The sequence below is a fragment of the Serratia sp. CY47280 genome (assembly GCF_052168655.1).
Classification (GTDB): domain Bacteria; phylum Pseudomonadota; class Gammaproteobacteria; order Enterobacterales; family Enterobacteriaceae; genus Serratia; species Serratia bockelmannii.
This window is the reverse complement of the sequence record NZ_JBJNMG010000001.1, coordinates 440,655-458,981: the sequence shown is the minus strand read 5'-3', so window position 1 is coordinate 458,981 and position 18,327 is coordinate 440,655. Positions and strand designations below refer to the sequence as shown.

The 18,327-nt window shown below is 59.5% G+C and carries 17 protein-coding genes; 11 read left to right on the top strand and 6 right to left on the bottom strand.

Features of this window, described 5'->3' with window-relative positions; genetic code table 11:
* Positions 1-101: 101 nt before the first annotated feature.
* The 3 genes from ACJ8J4_RS02325 to ACJ8J4_RS02315 form a co-directional block, all read right to left on the bottom strand.
* The gene (locus tag ACJ8J4_RS02325; RefSeq protein ID WP_016927850.1) at positions 102-2,201 is read right to left on the bottom strand and encodes a peptidase domain-containing ABC transporter; all 2,100 of its coding nucleotides are present in this window, start codon (positions 2,199-2,201) and stop codon (positions 102-104) included.
* A complete protein-coding gene (locus ACJ8J4_RS02320; protein ID WP_049295529.1) occupies positions 2,194-3,480 on the bottom strand; it encodes an HlyD family secretion protein in 1,287 nt (428 codons plus the stop codon). Before ACJ8J4_RS02320 ends, ACJ8J4_RS02325 begins: the two co-directional genes overlap by 8 nt.
* Positions 3,481-3,917: 437 nt before the next feature.
* The gene (locus ACJ8J4_RS02315) at positions 3,918-4,832 is read right to left on the bottom strand and encodes a LysR family transcriptional regulator (RefSeq protein WP_049295526.1); all 915 of its coding nucleotides are present in this window, start codon (positions 4,830-4,832) and stop codon (positions 3,918-3,920) included.
* A 103-nt stretch (positions 4,833-4,935) separates the two neighbouring features.
* On the opposite strand from ACJ8J4_RS02315, the gene ACJ8J4_RS02310 reads away from it, so the two are divergent.
* Complete coding sequence (locus tag ACJ8J4_RS02310; protein WP_264383928.1) at positions 4,936-6,102, top strand: MFS transporter; 1,167 nt, start codon at positions 4,936-4,938, stop codon at positions 6,100-6,102.
* Here ACJ8J4_RS02310 and guaD read toward each other — a convergent pair.
* Complete coding sequence (guaD, locus tag ACJ8J4_RS02305; RefSeq protein WP_164099485.1) at positions 6,084-7,400, bottom strand: guanine deaminase; 1,317 nt, start codon at positions 7,398-7,400, stop codon at positions 6,084-6,086. The two genes, ACJ8J4_RS02310 and guaD, sit on opposite strands and share 19 nt — an antisense overlap.
* Before the next feature lie 187 nt (positions 7,401-7,587).
* Here guaD and ACJ8J4_RS02300 point away from each other — a divergent pair, with 187 nt between their 5' ends.
* The 6 genes from ACJ8J4_RS02300 (at position 7,588) to ydfG (ending at position 13,369) form a co-directional block, all read left to right on the top strand.
* Positions 7,588-7,770 (top strand): hypothetical protein, encoded by a 183-nt coding sequence (locus ACJ8J4_RS02300; protein WP_127146125.1) that lies wholly within the window; start codon positions 7,588-7,590, stop codon positions 7,768-7,770.
* 58 nt (positions 7,771-7,828) lie between these two features.
* Positions 7,829-8,353 carry a ferric citrate uptake sigma factor FecI gene (gene fecI, locus ACJ8J4_RS02295; RefSeq protein ID WP_060447216.1) on the top strand — a complete coding sequence of 175 codons (525 nt, stop codon included), beginning with the start codon at positions 7,829-7,831 and terminating at the stop codon, positions 8,351-8,353.
* On the top strand, positions 8,350-9,306 hold the full coding sequence (gene fecR, locus ACJ8J4_RS02290) for a ferric citrate uptake sigma factor regulator FecR (protein ID WP_060447217.1): 957 nt from the start codon (positions 8,350-8,352) through the stop codon (positions 9,304-9,306). The genes fecI and fecR overlap by 4 nt, the downstream gene beginning before the upstream one ends.
* Positions 9,307-9,421: 115 nt before the next feature.
* Complete coding sequence (gene fecA / locus ACJ8J4_RS02285; protein WP_442515978.1) at positions 9,422-11,773, top strand: TonB-dependent Fe(3+) dicitrate receptor FecA; 2,352 nt, start codon at positions 9,422-9,424, stop codon at positions 11,771-11,773.
* A gap of 199 nt (positions 11,774-11,972) precedes the next feature.
* The gene (locus ACJ8J4_RS02280; RefSeq protein ID WP_025302723.1) at positions 11,973-12,494 is read left to right on the top strand and encodes a GNAT family N-acetyltransferase; all 522 of its coding nucleotides are present in this window, start codon (positions 11,973-11,975) and stop codon (positions 12,492-12,494) included.
* A 125-nt stretch (positions 12,495-12,619) separates the two neighbouring features.
* Positions 12,620-13,369 (top strand): bifunctional NADP-dependent 3-hydroxy acid dehydrogenase/3-hydroxypropionate dehydrogenase YdfG, encoded by a 750-nt coding sequence (gene ydfG / locus ACJ8J4_RS02275; protein WP_025302722.1) that lies wholly within the window; start codon positions 12,620-12,622, stop codon positions 13,367-13,369.
* A gap of 36 nt (positions 13,370-13,405) precedes the next feature.
* Here ydfG and ACJ8J4_RS02270 read toward each other — a convergent pair whose 3' ends face one another.
* Positions 13,406-13,732, bottom strand: a complete 327-nt coding sequence (locus ACJ8J4_RS02270) for a YnfA family protein (protein WP_025302721.1) — start codon at positions 13,730-13,732, stop codon at positions 13,406-13,408.
* 148 nt (positions 13,733-13,880) lie between these two features.
* Between ACJ8J4_RS02270 and ACJ8J4_RS02265 the strand changes: the two genes are divergently transcribed.
* Together ACJ8J4_RS02265 and ACJ8J4_RS02260 are read left to right on the top strand one after the other, a co-directional pair.
* Positions 13,881-14,249 (top strand): DUF1283 family protein, encoded by a 369-nt coding sequence (locus ACJ8J4_RS02265; protein WP_019455910.1) that lies wholly within the window; start codon positions 13,881-13,883, stop codon positions 14,247-14,249.
* An 89-nt stretch (positions 14,250-14,338) separates the two neighbouring features.
* Positions 14,339-14,638 (top strand): DUF1161 domain-containing protein, encoded by a 300-nt coding sequence (locus ACJ8J4_RS02260; RefSeq protein ID WP_019455911.1) that lies wholly within the window; start codon positions 14,339-14,341, stop codon positions 14,636-14,638.
* Positions 14,639-14,688: 50 nt separating this feature from the next.
* Here ACJ8J4_RS02260 and ACJ8J4_RS02255 read toward each other — a convergent pair whose 3' ends face one another.
* Positions 14,689-16,176: an MDR family MFS transporter gene (locus ACJ8J4_RS02255; protein WP_193402459.1), complete on the bottom strand. Its 1,488-nt coding sequence runs from the start codon at positions 16,174-16,176 to the stop codon at positions 14,689-14,691.
* A gap of 509 nt (positions 16,177-16,685) precedes the next feature.
* Between ACJ8J4_RS02255 and ACJ8J4_RS02250 the strand changes: the two genes are divergently transcribed.
* Together ACJ8J4_RS02250 and ACJ8J4_RS02245 are read left to right on the top strand one after the other, a co-directional pair.
* Positions 16,686-17,402, top strand: coding sequence for an ABC transporter permease (locus tag ACJ8J4_RS02250; RefSeq protein ID WP_043143261.1), 717 nt, complete (start codon positions 16,686-16,688; stop codon positions 17,400-17,402).
* A 64-nt stretch (positions 17,403-17,466) separates the two neighbouring features.
* Entirely contained in the window at positions 17,467-18,324 is an 858-nt protein-coding gene (locus ACJ8J4_RS02245) for a glycine betaine ABC transporter substrate-binding protein (RefSeq protein WP_169541220.1), read from the top strand.
* The last annotated feature ends 3 nt before the right edge of the window (positions 18,325-18,327 follow it).

Sequence of the window (18,327 nt, the reverse complement as noted above, 5' to 3'; positions counted from 1 at the left end):
TTATGATAACCCTTTTTGTCATGGGCCCACCACAGGGTGAGCAGCGCGGTTGGCGTAGCGAAAATGTCGAGATGAAGAAGCCAGGTGAAGCGAAGCTGACGTTACCCGAGTTGAATGACTCTATCCGCAGAGGCAATCGTCGATGGACGGTGCGCAATAATCACGCGGGTAATGTTCAGTTGTGAAATAGCGCGGTTAATATGTGTTTCATTATCGAGATCCAAGTGGCTGGTCGCTTCGTCCATAAACAGAATGCTGGGGCGACGATAGAGCGCACGGGCTATCAATAAACGCTGTTTCTGTCCGCCAGAAAGGCTTCCCCCCAATTCGCCGATCAATGTTTCGTAGCCCATCGGCATGTTTTGAATATCATCATGCATATTGCAACGCCGTGCGCACGCCTCAATACGTTTCAGATCCATTTCGGCGTCAAATCCTGAAATATTTTCAGCGATAGATCCCGCCAGCAGCTTGTCATCTTGCAGCACGCAAGCGATACATTGGCGATAATTATTAACGCCAATGTTGCTGATATCCATACCATCGACCAGCACGGCTCCTTCATCCGGCGACAGCAACCCACACATTAACTTCATCAATGTGGTTTTACCCACGCCGGAGGGGCCGACAATCGCCACGCTTTCTCCCGCGGCAATGCTGAGATTCAAATCCGTGATAATGGGTTTCGCCAAACGATCATACTGGTAGCGCAGATTCCGCACCTGAAGCTCTGCGGCGTTGCCTTTTGTGAAGAGCTGACGCGCGGGCATTTGCGGTTCCGGTGACGAAAGCACAATGTCCGCCACCCTTTCATTGTGCAAGCTTAACATTCGCAGCTGAAGCATCATGTCGATCAAGCTGCTGGCACGCTCCGAGAACTGCCCACGGTAGGCGTTAAACGCGATAAACATGCCGATCGTCATTTGATTGTCTATGACCAATGCCGCGCCGAGCCAAAGGATGATCACCTGATCGCAGGTGGCAATAAACGCCCCCAAACCGCCAAACATCATGTTTAACTTGGTCAGCTTGATACCCGCATTGATCGTTTCTACGTTTAGATTCAGCCAATACTGTGAACGGGTTTCAGATAACCCCAACGCCTTTAACGTACTGATGCTATATAACGTCTCCATGAAATGAGACCCGGCCCGCGCGCCCTTCACCAACTGCTCTTCCGACAGCTGCCGATAATGTTGATAAGTCGACAGCCTGAGAATGACGTATATCGCCGTAAAGCCGAGCACCACCCAAACTAACCAGCCGCCATAGAGCAGCATCATGACAAATACCCCGACAGACATGATGCCATCAATAATGCTGCTGACGATGCTGGTAGTGAAAGTCGCTCTTATCGTATCCAATGAGCCGAAACGGGATTGAATATCACCCAACTTGCGCTTCTCAAAGAAGGAAAGCGGCAATTTCATCAGATGATCAAACACTCCCGCCTTCCATTGCACGTCTATCAACGCGCCCATGACGATAGAGATCCATGAGCGCAACATGGATACGCCGGTGCGGAATAAAATAAAGAACAGCAATCCTATACATATCAGCGCTAAAAGATCATGATCGCCGGCCAAAATCACATGGTCCATGACCAACTGCGTACCAACGGGCAACAGCAGATTAACCGCTTCAATCACGATCGACAGACAGAAGATCTTTAGCAAGGCTCCCTTAAGGCCGCGCACATTGCTCATCAGCTTACGAAAGCGCAATCTGCTTTGCTGTTTGATCGGCTGAAATTCACTGTCTGGCCATAGCTCAAGCGCTACGCCGGTAAAATGCCGCGACAGTTCATGCAACTCCAGCACTTTACGGCCAAAGGCAGGATCATGGATCACCGCCCGTCCTCGGCTGACACTGACAAGCACCACGAAATGCTTCATGTCCCAATGCAGAATACAGGGCATTTTCAACGCTTTAAGCTCATCGATATTCAGCGATAACGCTCTGGATTGCAGCTTGAGGGCGCTCGCGATGTCAATCAACGCGGAGAGCGTCGCCCCGCGTGAAGAAAAGCCGTAGCGGCTGCGCAGATTAAACAGATCGATTTGCAAACCATGGTAATGGCATACCATCGCTAAACTGGCCAGCCCGCATTCCGAGGCTTCAGTTTGCAGGATCTGCGGCACTTTGCGGCGCAGCGACAAATTGAGTTTGCCCTTTAGCGCGTCTAAATAAGATTCAGTCATTGATTGGCCCCATCAGGCTGTTTTTCATATCGTAGAAAGGTGAGAACATCCATTGATATAGAGGCCTTTCTTCCAGAAACAGCGTGGATTGAGCCCGCATGCCGTTAGTGAGCTGCAACGCTTTGCCCTGGTAACTGACATGCGTTTTATCCAGGGAAACGGTCACCTTGTAAAAAGATGCCGTTTGCGCGCTGGGTTGATGCACGGGAGAACTGCTGTAAGTTGACATTTCTTGAATGGAGGCCGGTACATAAGCGATGCTTTCTATTCTGCCGGGAAACTGACCGAACTTCTCATAAGGGAAAGCGTCATAGCGAATGTTAATGCCGTCCCCCGCTGAAACATAAGGCACACTGGTGTTCGGCAACCATAAAACTAGCTGATAAATCGCGCCGTTACGTGGAATAATCTGTACCAAGCTGTCACCGCTATTGACCATCTGACCCGGCGTAACGCTGAGAGACTCAATGCGGCCATCGCTTGGGGCGTTCACGATCAATGCGCCGCTGGCATCGGCTTCCGCTAACTGCCGTTGCAAATCATTGCGCTGAAACTGGTACTGCGAAATTTGGTTATCAAAATCTGCCGCGCGCGTAACGATGTCACTTTCCAAATTCGTAATTTGCAACGACTCCTGAATGTGTTGACTATGCAAGTTTTGGAACAGACTTTGTTGTTGATAAAATGAATAGGTTTGCCCGCTAAGCTGATCTTTGGTAATCAGACCGCGTTGCTGATATTCCTTATAGGAACGCATGTTGTCCTGAGCAAATGCCACCCCCTCTCGTGCATTATCCAACAGCTGTTTGGACTGCATATGCGCCAATTCATACTGTTTTTTTTGCGCGCGTAGATTTTCCAGCGTCATACGCTTGTTGTCTTGCAACTTAAGAATGATGCTGTCGACATGTTTTAACTGGTTTTCAAGCGCCAGGCGCGTATTGGCGCTCACTTTCCCGTTATCCGTCACTCGGCTGACATCAATCTGATAAAGACGCTGGCCTTTTTTAACCACATCCCCCACTTCGACGAAGCGTTCTGAGATAAAACCCTGTTGGGGCGCAAACACGTTGACTGAGCGGGGGAAGGTGGTGATTTCACCATAAACATTAATGCGGCGTGTATAATGACTGAATATAAGAAAAGAGAGGAAAACAAGAATAAATAAAAACGATAAAAGACCAAAGCACCAGGCAGGCAAGCCGTTTATCAATAAAGCCTTACCCGCCCATTTCGCCCGCTGATGATCCGTGGCTTCCTGTCGAAACAAATCACGCATGACATCCCTTTCCAGAAATAAAATTCAAGCCAGCCTTGGCTCGTAAAATGCGGAAGCATATCGAAAAACAGCAGCAGAGATTAAAACAGATCTGTTGTTTTTAATTAGCGATATCGTAAAGATAATTATTCTCATTATGATATCGGGCGTTCCGAATAAATGCAATGTTTTTTACGCACTTACCCAGCCACATAGCCGTATATCACTATGCATATCAATAAAAAACCAATAAAGAGCCTCCTAATCAAATAACTCTATTCATTCTATCTCTCGCCATATGTAATAGGCAGCGGCGTGACCGCCGGATCGAGCAGCAATGTGGATAAACGCATCAAATCGAAACGCCTCCATGTCCACGGAATAAGGTCTCGGGGAATGGCTCCCTCTGAGTCACCTCCTAGCTTAGGGCAGTTGGCAGTTTGAGCAAAAACAAGTGATTAGACGTGAGCCGCCTCGCCGACCTGCTGTATCAGAAAGGTCAGCAGCGCGCGCGTTTTGGCCGGCAGATAGCGGCGACCGGGGTAAACGGCATACAGCTGCAGCGGCGCCGGCGGCAGTGCCAGCGGCACCTCAACCAAACGGCCATCGGCCAGAAACGGCCGGCAGCCGAGCTCGGAGAGCATGGCGAACCCCACGCCGGCCAAGGCCGCCTTCAGCGCCATTTCCCCGCTATTGACGCGATAGCGCGCATTGACCGGGACGGTAACGAAGGTTCCGTCCGGGCGGACGAACTGCCACGGCATGCCCTTCAGCGCATCCACCGTGCTGATGCAGGGCAATTGCGTGAATTGTTCAATCTCCGACGACGGCGACCACTGCGCCAGCAACGCCGGAGCGGCCACCACGATGCAGGGGAAAGACGCCAGCGGCTGCGCGACATAGTCGCTGTCGTCCAGCATGCCCCGGCTGATCATCACCGCCAGATCGACATCGTCGAGCAGCGACGTCATACCCGCCAGGTTGGTCACGCAGCTGATTTCGATCTGCGGATGCTGCAGGGCGAACGCCGCCAGCGGCTCGCCCAACAGGTATGGCCCCACTTCATTGGGCACGCACAGGCGCAGCGGCCCACGCAGCTGTTGCTGCCGTTCGCTGAGGGTTTGCGCGGTGTGTTCCAGCGACGCCAGCAGCGGCTGGGTGCGTTCATGCAACAGCTGGCCGTTCGGCGTCAGCCGCATCGAGCGAGTGCTGCGTTCGAGCAATCGCTGCTCGAGCTGGCGCTCCAGCTGAGAGATATAGCGGCTGACGTTGGAGGTCGGCATCGCCAGCGCCCGCGCCGCCCCGACGAAGCTGCCTTGCTCCACCACCGCCACGAAAATGCGTAACAGGTTTAAATCCAATTTATCGCGCATGATTATCCCTGATTTGATAACAAACCATGCCATTTCTACCATCTAATCCCGATCAACGCCAAGCGCTACACTGCCGGCCTGACTCTGCAACCGATAGATGCTTATGACACCCACGAGAAAGCTGACGGCGATAGCGCTGGTCATCGCCTTTATTCAGTTCACCAACGCACTGGAATACATGGTATTCAACCCGATATTCCTCTACATGGCCGCCGATTTTTCCGTGCCCGTCAGCTTCGCCGGCTATGTCAGCGCGGCCTATACGCTGGCGGCGGTGATTTCCGGCATCGGCGCATTTTTCTGGATCGGCGGCGTTGAGAAGCAGCGCTTTCTGATGCTCAATGTCACGCTACTGGGCGTGACCACCTTATTGATCGCCACAACCCAGCAGTTTTACTGGCTGTTAGCGCTGCGGCTGCTGGCCGGGCTGTTGGGCGGCACCACGATGGGCGTCGGGATCGGCTTGCTGCTCAACGCCGCGCCGGCCGCGCTGCACGGCAGAATGCTGGCGACGGTGATCGCGTCTTTTTCGCTGGTGAGCATTGTCGGCATGCCGGGCATGCTGTACTTGTGCGAAGTGGCAAGCTGGCGCGTTGCGCTGGCGGCTATCGGCGGGCTGTGTCTGCTGGCGGCGGTGTTGGTGGCGCTGTTCGTTCCCAGGGATGCGCCGCAGCCACAGGCTGCCGCGCCCGTCACGCTCGATCGCCGGTTGTTGCTGTTCGCCGCCGCCGCCGGCCTGACGCAGTTCAGCCCAATGCTGCTGATCCCGGTGCTGGCGCCGCTGCTCACCCAGCGGTTACAGGTGGTAGACGCGCATTTGTCCTGGCTATTTTTCATCGGCGGCGTGGCGGGTTATCTGGCGACAGTGCTGGCAGGCCGCTGGCTGCAACGCTTTGGTGCCGTGACGCTGACGGTGGGCGCCACGCTGTTGCTGCTGGGCAGCCTGTGGCTGGCGGCGCGCGGTGGCGATCGCGGTGAACTGTTCATGGTCGCGTTTCTCGCGGCGGCCTATGCGCGGCTGGTGGCGATCTCTTCCCTGAGCATGCGCTGGCCGGACAATCGGCAACGCGCCGCCTTCGGCGTACTGCAAACCGCCCTGATACACCTGAGCGCCACGGTGGCCTTCTTGCTCTCCTCCACGCTGCTGAGCGGCGGCCTCACCCCGCTCAGTTTGCAACGTCTGTTATGGCTGTGCGCGCTGAGTGCCGTCGCCGTCGCACCGCTCAGCGTTTGGCTGCAGGCGCGGCTGCGTCAGCGCGACGCCTCATAAACCACCTTACCATTCACATAGGTGCGATAAATGTTGCGATCGTCTCCCAGGGTCATCAGCACGAACCCTTGCTCCGCAGACGTGGCGCTGTTGGCGTAGCGCAACTGCTGCAGCGGCGTGACCGCCGGATCGAGCACCACGAAATCCGCCTCTTTGCCGACGTTGAAGTTGCCGATTTTGTCGTCCAGTGACAGCGCGCGGGCGCCGCCCAGGGTGGCGTGATAGAACGCTTCTACGGCAGAGAGCCGGTAATGCTGCAGCTGGCCGACCTTGTATGCCTCGCCCAGCGTGCGCAGCATATTGAAAGTGGTACCGGCCCCCACGTCGGTGCCGATGCCGAGCTTCACCCGCTTGCGCCAGGCCTGCTTCAGATCGAACAGCCCGCTGCCGAGGAACAGGTTGGAGGTGGGACAAAACGCGATTGCCGAGCGGGTCTCGCACAGGCAGTCCCATTCCTGCTCCTCCAGGTGCAGGCAGTGGGCGAACACGCTTTTACCGCCGGTCATGCCGTAGCGATGGTAAACGTCCAGATAGCTTTGGTTCTGCGGGAACAGCGATTTTACCCAGGCCACTTCCTGCGGATTCTCGCTCAGGTGCGTCTGCAGCCAAACGTCGGGGAATTCTTCGCGCAGCCGCTGCACCTGCGCCAGCAGCGCCGGCGTACTGGTGGGCGCAAAGCGCGGCGTAATGGCGTAACCGAGGCGGCCTTTGCCGTGCCAGCGTTCGATCAGTTCACGCGTCTGGCGATAACTTTGCTCCGGCGTTTCCAGCAGCGCCTCCGGCGCATGGCGATCCATCATCACCTTACCGGCGATCAGGCGCATGTTCAGCGCTGCCGCCTGGCTGAACAGCGTATCGACCGACTGCGGATGCACGGTGCCGAACACCAGCGCGGTGGTGGTGCCGTTGCTCAACAACTCCCGCAGAAAGAAGGCCGACATCACATCGGCGTGCTGCTCGCAGCCGTAACGGCTTTCGGTCGGGAAGGTGTAATTGTTTAACCAGTCCAGCAGTTGATCGCCATAGGCGCCAATCATTTCGGTTTGCGGATAGTGGATATGGGTATCGATAAACCCCGGTACGATCGGTTTTTCGCGATACTCCGTGACCGCGAAGCCCGGTGGCAGCAGCGCCTCGCCCTGCTGCCAGCTGCCGAACCAGACGATGACGCCGTCGTTCAGCAGCAGCAAACCGTCGGGAACATGCCGCAGGCGTTCCTCGAGCTGTTGCGGCGCCTCCACACAGGCGGCGATATCAAAAAAATTGCCACGAATAGCCGTGGTGAATTGCAGTGCCATTATTTTCTTCCTTGTGACGGCCGGCCAAGCCCACCCGCGTAATAACTTGCGATGATGAAACAAGGCCCTTTTTACCCAAACATAAAGACCGGATTAAGCATAGCAAGCCGTGTGCCAACAGGCGGTCATAAAATATATTTTTATTTAAAAACAGAGTGATACTAATTCAACCAAAGAAAACCAACCGATGAAAAAGAATAAAACGCGCGGCGGTCTTCAACGGCAGACGAATAGCAACCGTTTGCTTGCCGAAATAACACCGCGCCGCTGCACCTTTATTGGGCAAGCGGATAATTTCGCGGCCGTGACGTTTATTCCAACACGATGCAAAGCGGTCTGGCCCATTCCGCAGGCCACCCGACAAACTTGAAACGATAACCATTCTCAATTATCATCCGCGCATCTTTTTGACCAGCAATGCGAAAACCATGTCCGCCACCGCTTCCGCCCCGCACACCGCGCTGTCGCGCCTTTACGCCACCCATCATGCCTGGTTGCAGGGATGGTTGCGCAGGCGGCTGGGCTGCGCGTTCGACGCGGACGATGTGGCGCAGGACACCTTCATGCGCCTGCTGAAAAGCGACGCCGCGGCGACCCTGCGCGAGCCGAAAGATTTTCTGGTCACCGTCGCCAAGCGGGTGATGGTCGATCTGTTCCGCCGCAGAACGCTGGAACGCGCCTATCTGGAGATGCTGGCGCTGATCCCGGAAGGCTACGCCCCGTCGCCGGAGCAGCGCCAGAGCCTGCTGGAAAGCCTGCAGCAGATCGACGCCATGCTCGATGGCCTGGGGCCGAAGGTAAAACAGGCCTTTCTGTTGTCGCAGCTCGACGGTCTGGGCTATGCGGACATCGCCGCGCGCCTCGGCGTGTCGGTCAGTTCGGTTAAAAAATACATGGCCAAAGCCACCGAGCATTGCCTGCTGTTCAGCCTCGAAAACGACATTTATTCATGAGCAACGCCATCACCCCCGAGCAGCGCCAGGCGCTGAAAATGGCCGCACACTGGTATGCCCTGCTGTGCGATGAGCACGTCACCGAACGCCAGCGCCAACAATGGCAAGCCTGGCACCAGCAGCATGACGATCACCGCTGGGCCTGGCAGCGCGTCGAAGCGCTGCAGAGTCAGTTGCAGGGCGTGCCGGGCAAGTTCAGCTACCGTGCGCTCGATCGCGCCGACCGCCAGTCGGCGATCGATCGCCGCACCCTGCTGAAGAGTCTGCTGTTGCTGCTCGGCGTGGGCGGCGGCGGATTCTTCTACCAGTCGCCGCTCGGCCGGGAGCTGCGCGCCGACTACCGCACCGCCACCGGCGAAATCAAACCCATTGTGTTAAGCGACGGCACCCAACTGGTGTTGAACACCGCCAGCGCGGTAGACGTGCATTACGACGATCGCCAACGGTTGATCCGCTTGCACGCCGGAGAAATCAGCCTGGTGACCGGACGCGATCCCCGGCCGCTGTGGGTACAAAGCCCGCAGGGGGCGATGCGCGCGCTCGGCACCCGTTTTTTGGTGCGCGAGAGCGACGGCGAAACGCGCCTGGCGGTGCTGGAACACGCGGTCGAGGCGCAGCTGGCGCAAGACGCGCAACAAAAGCGCCGGGTGAACGCCGGAGAACAGATCAGCTTCAGCACCACGGCCTTCAGCGACAAACAACCGGCCACGACGGAGGACGGCTGGCTGCGCGGCGTGTTGAGCGTCAGCCAGTGGCGGCTGGACCGGGTGATCGCCGAACTGGCGCGCTACCGGCGCGGCCACCTGAGCTGCGATCCGGCCGTCGCCGGCCTGCGCGTCAGCGGCAGTTTCCCGCTCAACGATACCGATCGCGCCCTCGCCCTGCTCAGCCAGACCCTGCCGGTGCGCCTGCAGAGCTTTACCCGCTATTGGCTGCAAATCGTCCCCGCCTGAATCTTTTTAAATAAAAATGATAAAAAATCGCATTCTTGATTGTCCCTTTTGCTTCGCTCATCCGACTCCCAGGAAAACACTGCAGCAATAAATAAAAAATGATTCAGGAGAAGGTATGAACAACGCTTGGGGAAAGGTCGCTCCGGCTTCGCTTTGGGGAAAACGGGCCACGCCGCTGGCCGTGGCCATTGGCCTGGTCTTCGCTGCACCGCAGATGGCGAGCGCCGCCAGCGCCGCTGCCGCCTATCACATTCCGGCCGGTGAGCTGGACGGCGCGCTGAACGCTTTCGCCGCGCGCGCCGGCATCGCGCTCTCGGTGGACGGCGCACTGACCGCCGGTAAACGTTCGCCGGGCCTGAGCGGCAGCTACGGCGTCGATGACGGCCTGAACGCCCTGCTGGCGGGCAGCGGCCTGCAGGCTAAAGCGCTCGGCAACAACGGCTACACGCTGGCCAAACTGCCGCAGCCGCAGAAAGAAGAGGACATCACCGTGGTCGGCGACTGGTTGGCGGAAGGCCGCCAGATCGACGTGTTCGAACATCCCGGTGCACGCGACGTAGTGCGCCGCGAAGACTTCGTCAAAACCGGCACCACCACCGTGCGTGAAGCGTTGAACCGCGTGCCGGGCGTAGTGGCGCCGGAGAACAACGGCACCGGCAGCCATGACATGGCGCTGAACTTCGGCATTCGCGGCCTCAATCCGCGCCTTGCCAGCCGCTCCACCGTGCTGATGGACGGCATCCCAGTGCCCTTCGCCCCTTACGGCCAGCCGCAGCTGTCGCTGGCGCCGGTCTCGCTCGGCAATATGGATGCGATTGACGTGGTGCGCGGCGGCGGCGCGGTGCGCTACGGGCCGCAGAGCGTCGGCGGCGTGGTTAACTTCGTCACCCGCGCCATCCCGAAAACCTTCGGCATGGAGGCCGGCATGCAGGGGCAGCTCAGCCCGACCTCGCGCCAGGATCACCCGAAAGGCACCGGCAACCTGATGATCGGCGGCACCGCCGACAACGGCTTCGGCGCGGCGCTGCTCTACTCCGGCACCCGCGGCAGCGACTGGCGCGAGCACAGCGCGACCAATATTGACGACGTGATGCTGAAAAGCCGCTACGCCCCGAACGAGGTGCACACCTTCAACAGCCTGCTGCAATACTACGAAGGCGAAGCGGACATGCCGGGCGGCCTGAGCCGGGCGGACTACAACGCCAACCCATTCCAGTCGACGCGCCCGTACGACAAGTTCTGGGGCCGCCGCCAGTTGGCCAACTTCGGCTATCAGTATCAGCCGGATCAACAGCATAAGTTCGACGTGCAGAGCTTCTACACCTACACCCTGCGCAGCGGCTATCTGGATCAGGGTAAAAACCTGACGCTGTCGCCGCGCGAATACTGGGTGCGCGGCGTGGAACCGCGCTACAGCCAGAGCTTCCGCTGGGGCGATTCGGCGCATGAGGTCGGCGTCGGCTACCGCTACGTCAGCGAATCCACCCACGAGCTACGCTACACCAGCAAGGCCAGCACCGGCAGGCTGCCGTCCACCGCCAGCCCGTACGATCGCGACACCCAGTCCGGCACCGAGGCGCACGCCTTCTATATCGACGATCGCATCGACATCGGCGACTGGACTATCACGCCGGGCATGCGCTACGAGTACATCAAGTCGTATCAGAACAACTACATCAAGAACAACCGCCTCGACGTTAGCTATAACGCACCGCTGCCGGCGTTGAACGTGATGTATCACCTGAACGAATACTGGAACCTGTACGCCAACACCGAAGGCTCCTTCGGCACCGTGCAATACAGCCAGATGGGCAAAGCGGTCGACAGCGGCAAGATTGAACCGGAGAAGGCGCGCACCTGGGAGCTGGGCACCCGCTACGCCGGCGATGCGCTGACCGGCGAGATCGGGCTGTTCCTGATCAACTTCAACAACCAGTACGACTCCAACCAGGTGACCGACAGCGTGACCGCGCGCGGCAAAACCCGCCACGCCGGGCTGGAAGGCAGCCTGCGTTACGATCTGTCGCAGCTGACGCCGAAACTGGACGACCTGACCGCCTACGCCAGCTACGCCTACGTCAACGCCACCATCCGCGAAGACGGCGGCTACAAGGGCAACCAGGTGCCGTTCTCGCCGAAGCATAAAGGCACGCTGGGGCTGGACTACACGCCGGGCAACTGGGCGTTTAATCTTAACGGCGAGTTCCAGTCCAGCCAGTTCGCCGACAACGCCAACACCGTGGCGGAAAGCGCCGACGGCAGCACCGGCCGCATTCCCGGCTATATGCTGTGGGGCGTGCGCGCCGCCTATGATTTCGGCCCGGAAATGGCCGGTCTGAATCTGGGCGTCGGGGTGAAAAACCTGTTCAACCACGAGTATTTCACCCGCGCCTATGACGACAACAACAAAGGTCTGTACATCGGCCAGCCGCGCACGATCTATCTGCAAGGTTCGGTGAAGTTCTGATCTTCAGCGGCGGGCGCGGTTAACCGTGCCCGCCGCCTTTCCCATCAACGTGACGATGTCACATAAAACCACTCCTCCGCGCCGCCGCAACGGCGAAAAATAAGTCGCTTCTGACGCCAATACGCGTAGTATCGACGATCCGCCCCGATTTATGGGCGCGGATTTTTTGCCGTTCTGGCCTGAAAAGCGAGGGAATAAGATGAATCATAATGACCTTTCTCAGTGCCGCGTGGACACCGACCGTTTGTTGATTGCCCCCTTTACCGCAGCAGACGCCGACGATGTTTACCAGGCGATCACCCCCACTCTGACGCGCTTTATGACCTTTGAGCCGGAAGCGTCACCGGAAGATTTCGCCAACGTCTGGCAAGGCTGGCTGCCGCTGATGCGCGAAGGCGAAGAAGTGATCTTCGTCGCCCGCCGGCGCGAAGACCGAGAGTTCGTCGGCGTCGGCGGCGCACACAACCTGCGCAGCCACACCCCGGAGCTGGGCATCTGGGTCAAAGAGAGCCTACATGGCCAGGGTTACGGCCGCGAAATCGTTGAGAGCATCGCGCGCTGGGTCAGCGAACGCTTTCAGCCGCAGCACCTTATCTACCCGGTGGCCGAACAGAATACCGCCAGCCGCCGCCTCGTCGAGTCGCTGGGCGGCGTGCTGGCCGGCCGTTGCGAACGCGTCAAGTATGACGCCGTGGTGTACCACCTGCCGCCTCAGCGCTAATCAGCATCGGGCCGCCGGCCCGGTGTGACCTTTTTTGCTTTCCGCCGTGATAACCGCTGCCACTGCCTGCGGCTTTGTGCTAATGATAGAGGTATGTAGGGTAAAAACAGTTGAGGAACAGCAACATGATTATTTTTGTTACCGGCGCCACCTCCGGTTTCGGCGAAGCCATTGCGCGCCGTTTTATCCGTGAAGGCCACCAGGTGATCGCCGCCGGGCGCCGCCTTGAGCGTCTCGAAGAGCTGCAGGACGAATTAGGGCAAGCGCTGCACATCGTGCGGCTCGACGTGCGCAACCGCGCCGCCATTCAACAGGCGATCGAAGCACTGCCGGCCGAGCTGCGTCAGATCGACGTGCTGGTGAACAACGCCGGGCTGGCGCTGGGGCTGGAGCCGGCGCACAAGGCCAACGCCGATGACTGGGAAACCATGATTGACACCAACGCCAAAGGGCTGGTGAACATGACGCGCGCGCTGCTGCCGGCCATGGTCGAACGCAACGTCGGCCACGTGATCAACATCGGCTCCACCGCCGCCAACTGGCCTTACGCCGGCGGCAACGTGTACGGCGCCACCAAGGCGTTCGTCAAACAGTTCAGCCTGGGCCTGCGTGCCGATCTGCACGGCACGCGCATCCGCGTGACCGATATCGAGCCGGGCCTGGTGGGCGGCACCGAGTTTTCCAACGTGCGCTTCAAGGGCGATGACGGCAAGGTCAATAAAACCTACGAAGGCGCCGATGCGCTGACGCCGGAAGACATCGCCGAGTCGGTGTTCTGGGTCGCCACGTTGCCGGCGCGCGTCAACATCAACACGCTGGAAATGATGCCGGTCAGCCAGTCCTTCGCCGGGCTGAACATCCACCGCGGCGCCTGATCCCTGGCGGCGGGAGGCGACTCCCGCCCTGTTTCCTCAGGCCGCGCGCCAGCCGGAAACGATGATCAGCATGCCCACCAGCGCCACCCCGGCGCCCACCCAGTCCAGCGCAGACAGCTTCACCCCATCCACCACCCGCAGCCACAGCAGCGCCGTCGCCACATACACGCCGCCATAGGCCGCGTAGACTCGCCCGCTGGCCGCCGGATGCAGTGTCAACAGCCAGACAAACAGCATCAGGCTTAATGCCGCCGGCAGCAGCAGCCAGGCGCTGCCCTGCTTCTTGAGCCACAGGTAAGGCAGGAAACAGCCGATAATTTCGGCGAGCGCAGTGGCGAAAAACAACAGCGTGGTTTTTAACATCGGTCGCAGTTTTCTCTCGATAAAGTAAACGAATCGGCGCTTGGCTGGTGAATTCCAGGAACGCAGTGGTATATTTGTCACCACGCCTGCGGGCGAGGTAACGCCAGTGCCGCCATCATCAGGCGCACTCACTCATAAGGATGAAACGATGAAAACATTTTCGACCCAACGACTGCTGCGCGGGATGCTGCCGGTCGCCATGCTGGCCGTTATGGGCGCCTGGCAGGCGCCGGCGCTGGCCGCCACCTGCACTCAGGGCAGCACCTGCGTCACCGTCGATGGCAAAGGCAGCGGCGCGATGAGCACCGAAGAAGCGCGCCAGAGCAAAGAGCAGTGGAATGATACCAAAACCCTGCGCCACAAGGTTAACACTCGCGTCGAGAAAGAGTTCGACAAGGCCGATCGCGCCGCGGATGACGAAGACCGTTGCAACGACAGCAACAACGTCAACGCCTACTGGGAACCGGACACCCGTAAATGCCTGGATCGCCAGACCGGCCGTCGGATTAATCCTTAATCCGCCTGCGGCGGGCGGGCAAGCGTGAAACCCGGTCGCCGTTGCTGCTATCCTGTTACAGGAAGTCCATTGTCTAAAAGGATGACGTGATGAAAAAAACGCTGATATTAACCGCTGTGTTGCTGGCCGGCGCCCCGCTGGCGGCACTGGCCTCCTGCGAAAGCGTGAAAGCGGACATTTCGCAAAAAATCGTCAATAACGGCGTACCGGAGTCCGGCTTCAAACTGGAGATCGTGCCCAACGATCAGGCCGATCAAGCGGGTGGCCAGGTGGTCGGCCACTGCGAAAACGACACCCAGAAGATCGTCTATACCCGCCTGAACAACGGCGACGATCGCGGTGACGCGGCGCAGACCGGCACCAGCCAGGATACCTCCAACACGCAGTAAGCCACACCGGCTATCCCGGGCGCTCTGCAGCAGCGCCCTTTCCTTATCCCTTACGCCTGCTCCGCCTCTTCTTCTTCGCCCTGCGGCCGACAACGCGCCGGGATCAGCATCGCCGCCGCCAGCGCCAGCAACGACACCAGCGCCGACACCAGAAATACCCAATGCAGCGAAGCCGCCACCTGCTGGGTCAACTGCGCCAGCGCCTCGCCCCCCATGCTCTGCCGCACCGCCGGCTCCATCAGCCGCTGCACCGGATCGTCAATCTCCGGCAGACGCCATTGCAGGTTGAGGTTCAGCGTGGCGCCCAGAATCGCGGTGCCGATGGCCGACCCCACCATGCGGGTAAACACCGTACAGGCGGTGGCGATGCCGCGAATGCTGTAATGGGCCGCGTTCTGCACCGACACTAAAAATGTGGTGTTGCACAGCCCCATGCCGGCACCGACCATAAACGCCGCCACCCGGCCCCACAGCAGGCCGCCCGCCGGCTGCAACAGCAGCAATATCAGGCCGCCCGCCACCAACAGCAGCGCCCCCAGCAGCGCCGTGGCGCGATACGAGGTCATCAGCATCAAACGGCCGCTCAGCGTGCTGGCCAGCGGCCAACCGATCGACATCAGGGCCAGCGTGGTGCCCGCCTCCAGCGGCGAGCCGCCCATCACGCCCTGAATGAAGGTGGGCAGGAAAGCGCTGATGCCCATCATCGCCGCACCGATCACCAGCCCGCCGATGTTGCCGGCGACGATCACCCGGCTTTGCCACAGCGCCAGCGGGAACAACGGTTCGACCGCACGCCGCTCCTGGCGGACAAGCAGCGCCAGCGACGCCGCCGCCAGCGCAAACAGCGGCGCCACCCACCATCCCAGACTTTCCATCTGCAACAGCGCCAGCAGCAGCGCCGAAACGAACAGCGTCAGCCAGGCGGTGCCCGCCAGATCCAGCGCGTGCCGCCGCAGCTGCTGATGCGCCGGCAGATAGCGCCAGAGGAAGAACATCGCCAGCAGGCCGATCGGCAGGTTAACCCAGAACACCAGCGCCCACGGCAGATGCTGGACGATAAACGCCCCCAACAGCGGGCCGATGATCGCCGACACGCCCCATACGCTCGACAGGTAGCCCATCACCTTCGGCCGCTCGGTGGCGCTGTAGATGTCGCCGATGATGGTGGACGCGATCGGCATGATGGCGCCGGCGCCCAACCCCTGCAGCAGACGAAAGCCGATCAGCCAATACATGTCGGGGGCGAAGCCGCACAGCACCGATCCCAGCAGAAACAGCGTGGCGCCGAAGAAGAACACCCGCTTGCGGCCGTAGAGATCCGCCAGCCGCCCGTAGATGGGGATGGTGATCGCCTGCGCCAGCAAATAGACCGCGAACACCCAGCCCAGCAGCGAGAAGCCGCCGAGATCGCCGATGATGGTCGGCATGGCGGTGGCGACGATGGTGGCTTCGATCGCCGACATGAACATCGCCAGCATGCAGGCGATCAGAATCAGCGGGCGGTGAGCGATGGGTGCGGGTGAAACGTTATTTGTCATGGCGTTATGCAGCTTTCCTGGCGTTTTTATTTTCTCTGAGTATATCAGCAAGCGCCTGCGCCGAGTCTATCCGCCCTCACATCCTGTCTTTGCCGGCGGCGAATCGCACCATTTGGACTCATTGTTACAGCGTAACGTTATGCGGCGGATTTTTTTCACTTTCCATGCATCCCAGCGCTGACGCGGGCTGAGGCGCAGATCGGCGTAAACTCAATCACCTGATTTTGTTCATAAAACTTGGCACGACCAACGACAGGGTGCTATACCTTCCCTAGCCGACGCCTTTGGGCTTCGTGCTTTCTCGGGTTTAAATATCAGTATCTTATGCTGATTAACTCACGTATTGAGCCTACGTTCAGCACGCTGTGCCGAACGCACCCTTCGCTCAATGTCGCTAACCTCATGCGAAACGCCCGTTTTGTACCGCCACGCCCGCCGGGCCGTGGGTAACAATCAGAGCGGAATGCGCCGTCTCGTCGGCCGCTCCGCGCAACGGAGGACGCAACATCATGCACAAGTCAGCGCCATACCGGCGCCTGCTCCTCGGGAGCCTGCTGTTTATCGCCGTCATCGCGCTGCTGGTTTACGGCATCGGTTGGGACACCCTCAAGTCGCGCCGGGAAGATTTGATCTATCTCGGCCAGCAACACATGTTCCTGGTGGCCTGCTCCATGCTGCTGTCGCTGCTGGTCGGCATTCCCAGCGGCATCCTGCTGAGCCGCCCCTTTGCCCGCCGCTGGGCGGAACACGTGATGCAGATCTTCAACGTCGGCAACACCCTGCCGCCGCTGGCGGTGCTGGCGCTGGCGATGGTAATCATCGGCATCGGCGATCGGCCGGCGGTGGTGGCACTGTTCCTCGCCTCGCTGCTGCCCATCGTGCGCAATACCTATGCCGGCCTGCGTTCGGTGCCGCCGGCGCTGGTCGAGGCCGCCAACGGTATTGGCATGACCGCCGGGCAGCGGCTGCGCCAGGTCGAACTCCCTAACGCGCTACCGGTGATCTTCGCCGGGGTGCGCATCGCGATGGCGATTAACGTCGGCACCGCGCCGCTGGCGTTTTTAATCGGTGCCAGCAGCTACGGCGAGCTGATCTTCCCCGGCATCTACCTGAACGACTTCCCGACGCTGATCCTCGGCGCCGCCGCCACTGCGCTGATCGCCCTGCTGCTGGATCTGGCGCTGGCCGGTCTCGGCCGCCGGCTCAGCCCGCACACCGCATCCTGATGGGAGAAACGCGATGACTCGATGGTTACAACGCCTCCGCCACGCGCTGCTGTTCTCCTTGCTGATGACCGGCGCGGCCGTCTGGGCCGCCCCGCTCACGCTGGCGAGCAAGAACTTTACCGAACAGCGCATTCTGTCGGCGATCACCGTGCAATACCTGCGGGCCAAAGGTTTTCAGGTCGAACCCAAGACCAATCTGGCCACGGTGATCACCCGCAACGCGATGATCAACAAACAGATCGACATGACCTGGGAATACACCGGCACCTCGCTGATCATCTTTAACCACATCAATAAGCGCATGACGCCGCAGGAAACTTACGACACGGTGAAAAAACTCGACGCCAAGCTAGGCCTGGTGTGGCTGCAGCCGGCGGACATGAACAACACTTACGCCTTCGCCATGCAGCGCCAGCGCGCGGAAAAAGAGCAGATTCGCACGATGTCGCAGCTGGTGGCCAAAGTGGAACAGGTGCGTAAAACCGACCCGAAACACAACTGGCTGCTGGGGCTGGACCTGGAGTTTGCCGGCCGCTCGGACGGCCTGAAGCCGATGCAGGCGCTGTACGACATGCCGCTCGATCGCCCGCAAATCCGCCAGATGGACCCCGGCCTGGTCTACAACGCCATTCGCGACGGCTTCGTCGACGCCGGGCTGGTGTACACCACCGACGGTCGGGTGAAAGGGTTCGATCTGCAGGTGCTGGAAGACGACAAAGGCTATTTCCCGAGTTATGCGGTCACGCCGGTGGTGCGCGCCGACGTGTTGCAAAACACGCCGGGGCTGGAAGCGGCGCTGAACACGCTGTCGAAACAGTTCAATAACCAGGTCATCACCGAGCTTAACGCCAAGGTAGATATCGACTACCAGACGCCGCAACAGGTCGCCGACGCGTTCCTCAAGCAGCGCGGCCTGATTTAGGAG

Bases quoted from the DNA above. Each gene is read 5' to 3' on its own strand.
- ACJ8J4_RS02325 (WP_016927850.1), bottom strand. From the start codon at position 2,201: ATGACTGAATCTTATTTAGACGCGCTAAAGGGCAAACTCAATTTGTCG.
- ACJ8J4_RS02320 (WP_049295529.1), bottom strand. From the start codon at position 3,480: ATGCGTGATTTGTTTCGACAGGAAGCCACGGATCATCAGCGGGCGAAA.
- ACJ8J4_RS02315 (WP_049295526.1), bottom strand. From the start codon at position 4,832: ATGCGCGATAAATTGGATTTAAACCTGTTACGCATTTTCGTGGCGGTG.
- ACJ8J4_RS02310 (WP_264383928.1), top strand. From the start codon at position 4,936: ATGACACCCACGAGAAAGCTGACGGCGATAGCGCTGGTCATCGCCTTT.
- guaD (WP_164099485.1), bottom strand. From the start codon at position 7,400: ATGGCACTGCAATTCACCACGGCTATTCGTGGCAATTTTTTTGATATC.
- ACJ8J4_RS02300 (WP_127146125.1), top strand. From the start codon at position 7,588: ATGAAAAAGAATAAAACGCGCGGCGGTCTTCAACGGCAGACGAATAGC.
- fecI (WP_060447216.1), top strand. From the start codon at position 7,829: ATGTCCGCCACCGCTTCCGCCCCGCACACCGCGCTGTCGCGCCTTTAC.
- fecR (WP_060447217.1), top strand. From the start codon at position 8,350: ATGAGCAACGCCATCACCCCCGAGCAGCGCCAGGCGCTGAAAATGGCC.
- fecA (WP_442515978.1), top strand. From the start codon at position 9,422: ATGAACAACGCTTGGGGAAAGGTCGCTCCGGCTTCGCTTTGGGGAAAA.
- ACJ8J4_RS02280 (WP_025302723.1), top strand. From the start codon at position 11,973: ATGAATCATAATGACCTTTCTCAGTGCCGCGTGGACACCGACCGTTTG.
- ydfG (WP_025302722.1), top strand. From the start codon at position 12,620: ATGATTATTTTTGTTACCGGCGCCACCTCCGGTTTCGGCGAAGCCATT.
- ACJ8J4_RS02270 (WP_025302721.1), bottom strand. From the start codon at position 13,732: ATGTTAAAAACCACGCTGTTGTTTTTCGCCACTGCGCTCGCCGAAATT.
- ACJ8J4_RS02265 (WP_019455910.1), top strand. From the start codon at position 13,881: ATGAAAACATTTTCGACCCAACGACTGCTGCGCGGGATGCTGCCGGTC.
- ACJ8J4_RS02260 (WP_019455911.1), top strand. From the start codon at position 14,339: ATGAAAAAAACGCTGATATTAACCGCTGTGTTGCTGGCCGGCGCCCCG.
- ACJ8J4_RS02255 (WP_193402459.1), bottom strand. From the start codon at position 16,176: ATGACAAATAACGTTTCACCCGCACCCATCGCTCACCGCCCGCTGATT.
- ACJ8J4_RS02250 (WP_043143261.1), top strand. From the start codon at position 16,686: ATGCACAAGTCAGCGCCATACCGGCGCCTGCTCCTCGGGAGCCTGCTG.
- ACJ8J4_RS02245 (WP_169541220.1), top strand. From the start codon at position 17,467: ATGACCGGCGCGGCCGTCTGGGCCGCCCCGCTCACGCTGGCGAGCAAG.